At 69.6% G+C, this 4,378-nt stretch carries 5 protein-coding genes and 1 pseudogene; 3 read left to right on the top strand and 3 right to left on the bottom strand.

Annotated elements, in window-relative coordinates:
- Nucleotides 1–1,076: coenzyme F420-0:L-glutamate ligase (locus A5711_RS21775; RefSeq protein ID WP_067950195.1), on the bottom strand; the 1,076-nt coding region annotated here is incomplete at its 3' end.
- Nucleotides 1,073–2,074, bottom strand: coding sequence for a 2-phospho-L-lactate transferase (gene cofD, locus A5711_RS21770; protein ID WP_067950192.1), 1,002 nt, complete (start codon nucleotides 2,072–2,074; stop codon nucleotides 1,073–1,075). The genes cofD and A5711_RS21775, both read right to left, overlap by 4 nt.
- Nucleotides 2,075–2,426: 352 nt before the next feature.
- Here cofD and A5711_RS21765 point away from each other — a divergent pair, with 352 nt between their 5' ends.
- Nucleotides 2,427–2,765 (top strand): WhiB family transcriptional regulator, encoded by a 339-nt coding sequence (locus A5711_RS21765; protein ID WP_067950190.1) that lies wholly within the window; start codon nucleotides 2,427–2,429, stop codon nucleotides 2,763–2,765.
- Nucleotides 2,766–2,778: 13 nt separating this feature from the next.
- On the opposite strand, the gene A5711_RS21760 is transcribed toward A5711_RS21765, so the two are convergent.
- Entirely contained in the window at nucleotides 2,779–3,201 is a 423-nt protein-coding gene (locus A5711_RS21760) for a metallopeptidase family protein (RefSeq protein WP_007168084.1), read from the bottom strand.
- A 173-nt stretch (nucleotides 3,202–3,374) separates the two neighbouring features.
- Between A5711_RS21760 and A5711_RS21755 the strand changes: the two genes are divergently transcribed.
- Together A5711_RS21755 and manB are read left to right on the top strand one after the other, a co-directional pair.
- Nucleotides 3,375–3,812 (top strand): DUF3499 domain-containing protein, encoded by a 438-nt coding sequence (locus tag A5711_RS21755; protein WP_197500969.1) that lies wholly within the window; start codon nucleotides 3,375–3,377, stop codon nucleotides 3,810–3,812.
- Between the two features lie 121 nt (nucleotides 3,813–3,933).
- Nucleotides 3,934–4,378 (top strand): annotated as a pseudogene (gene manB / locus A5711_RS21750) (phosphomannomutase/phosphoglucomutase); the annotation flags it as partial.

The following is a 4,378-nucleotide window of genomic DNA, read 5'->3' as shown; positions in this document are numbered from 1 at the left end:
GTGGCGCCGTCGGGAACCAGCATCGGGACGACGACCTCGGGTGCGTCGTAGAGGATCTGGCCGCGCGCCACCCGTCGCTCTACCGAGTCGGCGGGCCGGCCGTCACCGGCGAGGTCCGACCGCCACTTGTCCTTCATGCGGTCCAGCAGTCGCGTCCGCACGTCGCCGGTCTGCAGCCAGACGAACCGGACCGGCCGGGTGTGGTGCGGGGCCGGCGCCGTGAGCGCCTCGGCCACGGCGGCCTCGATCAGCTCGGCGGCGACCGGCTCGGCGCTGAACCGGCGCACCGACCGGCGCAACAGCTGCGCCTGCCGGCGCCCCATGTCGAGCGCTTCGGCCGTGCCCAGCCAGAACAGGTCTTCCTCGCCGGGCCGCAACAGTTGCCGGGCCGTCGACCCGTCGTCGGCCACGAGATTCTTTGGCAGGCCGCGCACCACGGCCACCGGCATGGCGGTCAATTTGCCCTTCACCAGATCCGCCGCCGCCGCCACCTCGTCTGCGACCGCGATCTCGGTGACCACCAGCTCGTTGCCGTGGCGGTCGACTGTCCCCGAATAGCCGTGCAGTACAGCTAGACCCGCCGACCCCACCGCCGCATCGATCTGGCCGTTGCGCCACGCGCGGCCCATCGTGTCGGTGATGACCACGGCCACGTCGACGCCGAGCCGGTCGGCCAGCCCGGCGCGCAGCGCCGCGGCGCTGCCGTCCGGGTCGACCGGCAGCAGCGCCAGTTCGTCGCGGCCCACGTTGGATCCGTCCACACCCGCGGCCGCCTGAATCAGACCGATGCGGTTCTCGGTGATCAGGGTGCGGCCCTTGCGCGCCAGCACCCGCACCGCCTCGGCATCGACCAGCTCGCGCCGGAGTCGGTCGCGCTCCTCGGGGTCCTGCGGCGCCGGCACCAGCCGGCCCTCGCACTTGGACACCACCTTGCTCGTCACCACCACGACGTCGCCGTCGCGGAGCCAGGCTGCGGCCGCGGCCAGGGCGGCGCTCAGGTCGTCGCCGGGACGGAATTCGGGCAGTCCGGCGACGGGCAGGATCTCGATCGTGGATCCGGTGCCGTGTTCGGTCACGGGGCCACGCCCGCGAGCTCGAGCCCGGCGCGCACCATCTCGGCCGTCGCCTTCGGGTCGGTCATCAACAGCGGCACGGCCGTCACCGCGACCCCCTCGATGTCAGCGTGGTCGCCCTCGTGCACCAGCCAGCAGTCCAGGATCCCGGTGCCGCGGCGCGCCCCGTAGTGCCGGCCGACCGCCTCCGCGGTGGACTCCACCCCGATCACCGACAGGCACGCATCGGCCATGCCGCGCAATGGTTTTCCGCCGATGATGGGCGAGTAGCCGACGACCGGGGCGGTCGCCGAGCGCAGCGCCGCCCGGATGCCGGGGACGGCCAGGATGGCGCCGACGCTCACCACCGGGTTGGAGGGTGCCAGCAGGATGACGTCGGCGTCGGCGATGGCCGCGACAGCATCACTTGTGGCGGTGGCCTTTTCGGCGCCGACGAACGCGAAGCTGTGCGTGGGCACGTCGGCGCGGTAGCGCACCCACCACTCCTGGAAGTGGATCGCCCGCCGGGTGCCGTCGTCCGGATCGGTGATCACCACGTGCGTCTCGCAGCGGTCGTCGCTCGCGGGCAGCAGCCGGGCGCCGGGTTGCCAGCGATCGCACAGCGCCGTGGTGATCTGCGAGAGGGGGTAGCCGGCGTTGAGCATTTGGGTGCGCACCAGGTGGGTGGCGATATCCCGGTCGCCGAGCCCGAACCAATCCGGCTGCACGCCGTAGCGCGCCAATTCCTCTTTGGCGTGCCAGGTTTCGTCGCGGTGACCCCACCCTCGCTCCGGGTCTACCCCTCCACCTAAGGTGTACATGCAGGTGTCCAAATCCGGGCAGACCCGCAGTCCATGAATCCAGGCGTCGTCGCCGATGTTGACGATTGCATTAAGTTCGTGGTTGCCGGCTCCCGCGTCTGGGTGCTGTTGCGTTTCGAACTGCCCCAGCCCGAGCAACTGTTGAATCCCCAGCAGGAAGCGGGCGCCGCCAACCCCACCGACCAGAACGGTGACCTTCACGTGGACGACAGTACTGCCCGGCGACTGTGCGGTGGCGGGGCCGTTACGCGGCCCTTAAGCGTAGTCGCGCGCGGTGTGATCGACACGCCGAATGCGCAAAACAACGGAAACGCCGTAATTCGGTCACGAGATGGTATGGAAATGCGCCGTAATGCTTGACCCGGCAGATTAACCCGTGTCTAATCACAACAGTGTCATTTCCCGGTTGGCCGGCCGGTTCCGGTGTCGCAGACCGAGATTCGATCACTTGTTCGAATTGTCTGTACACATCAGAAAAGTGGGAACCACTCACTCTCCCAATCAAAATGAGGAGGCGGACGACCGTATGTCTTACGAACATCTTCGAGGAGTCATGGCGAGCACGCCGCACACCCCTATCGTCTCAGCGCCGGTCCGACCCGTTCGGCCGCACCTGACCGTGGTTCCTGATGCGCCAGTCGCATTCGAGCCCGAGCCGATGCCGGCGCCCGTTGCGGACCAGTGGCAGGACCGGGCGCTTTGCGCCCAAACGGATCCCGAGGCTTTCTTCCCGGAGAAGGGCGGTTCCACCCGGGAGGCGAAGAAGATCTGCCTGGGGTGCGAGGTACGCCACGAGTGCCTGGAGTACGCCCTGGAGCATGACGAGCGCTTCGGCATTTGGGGCGGTCTCTCCGAGCGCGAGCGCCGCCGCCTCAAGCGCGGCATTATCTAACGCCGCGCCAGCGTCATTCGTCGTCGATCGTCGGGTCGATGACCGACGGCTCTACATCAAGGTAGATGGCCACCTGGGCCACCAAGATTTCGTGCAGTAAATCACCGAGCTCGACGGTGTCTTTGGCCCGTCGCTCGATCGGCTTGCGAAACAAGACAATTCGCGCCCGTGTGGCGTTGCCGCGGACGTCGACGCCGGCCGGGATCAGTCGTGCCAGCGGGATCGGCCCGTCGGCGATCACCTCCGGCGGCCACTGCACGCTGTCGGGATCCTTGGCGGCGATGCGCGGAATCTCGTCGACCGCCACGTCGAGGTCGGCCAGGCGGGCCTGCCAATGCCGCTCGATCGGTTCGTAGGCCTCCAGCACCGCCATGTCGAATCGCTCGGCCCGGCTGCGCCAGCCGGGCACCGTCGGCGGCAGCAGCGGGCCGCGCACATCGCGGCCCCGCCGGGAGGACCGATGGGAAGCGAATCGGCCCTGGGACCGATCCCTCCGCGGGGAGCTGCGCGAATCGCCCACGCGCCGATGGTAACGGTTGCACATCGGGGGCCGGCCGGTTGCGCGTGTCCGGCGCTTCGACGGCGTTTCCGCACGATAGCCTTTCGCTCGTGAACGTTCCCCGTCGCTGTTGCCGGCCCGGGTGCCCGCACTACGCCGTGGCGACCCTGACGTTCGTCTACTCGGACTCGACGGCAGTCGTAGGCCCGTTGGCGACCGCGCGGGAACCGCATTCCTGGGACCTGTGCGTCGGCCATGCCGGCCGGATCACCGCACCCCGCGGGTGGGATCTGGTGCGGCACGCCGGACCCCTCCTTTCCGAGCCCGCCCACCCTGACGAGGACGACCTGGTCGCCCTGGCCGACGCGGTGCGCGAAGGTGGCGATCGCGTCGTGCCGTACGCCCCGGTGAACGGCTTCGCCGACCCGCACATCCATCACGGCGGGTCGCAGGCCACCGCGCCCAGCAGCAGTGTGCTCGCGCCGCCCGAGCATCGATCCGGCCGGCGCCGCGGGCATCTGCGGGTGCTGCCCGATCCCAGTGACTAGCCGTTCCGGCGTCGCGCGCATTCCCCGCACACCGCTGCGGTCGGTGTTTCCCGGGGGCCGATAGGCTGACGGCCAACAGGCGAAGGAACGAAGCATTTTCATGGCGTCAGGAGGCCCCGGCATGTCTCGGCTCGCCGCGACCGTGCACCGCGTCGTCAAGGCTTATGACGTGCGCGGGCTGGTCGGCGAGGAGCTGGACGAGCCGCTGGTCACCGCCTTGGGGGCGGCCTTCGCCAAGCTGATGCGCGGCGAGGGCGCCCGGCAGGTGGTGATCGGCCACGACATGCGCGACAGTTCGCCGACGCTGGCCGCGGCCTTTGCGTCGGGCGTGACGGGCCAGGGCCTGGACGTGGTGCGGATCGGCCTGTCCTCCACCGACCAGCTGTACTTCGCTTCCGGGTCGCTGGACTGCCCGGGCGCGATGTTCACCGCGAGCCACAACCCGGCGGCCTACAACGGCATCAAGCTGTGCCGCGCGGCCGCCAAGCCGGTCGGCGCCGAGAGCGGCCTGCGCATCATCAGCGAGGACGTCATCGCCGGCGTCGAGCGCTATGACGGACCACCCG

It is taken from the genome of Mycobacterium sp. E2238 (genome assembly GCF_001672665.1).
In the GTDB taxonomy this organism is placed as follows: Bacteria; Actinomycetota; Actinomycetes; order Mycobacteriales; family Mycobacteriaceae; genus Mycobacterium.
Note: the sequence above shows the minus strand (reverse complement) of the source record. Positions and strands in the feature narration are given on the sequence as shown.

Bases quoted from the DNA above. Each gene is read 5' to 3' on its own strand.
- A5711_RS21765 (WP_067950190.1), top strand. From the start codon at position 2,427: ATGGCGAGCACGCCGCACACCCCTATCGTCTCAGCGCCGGTCCGACCC.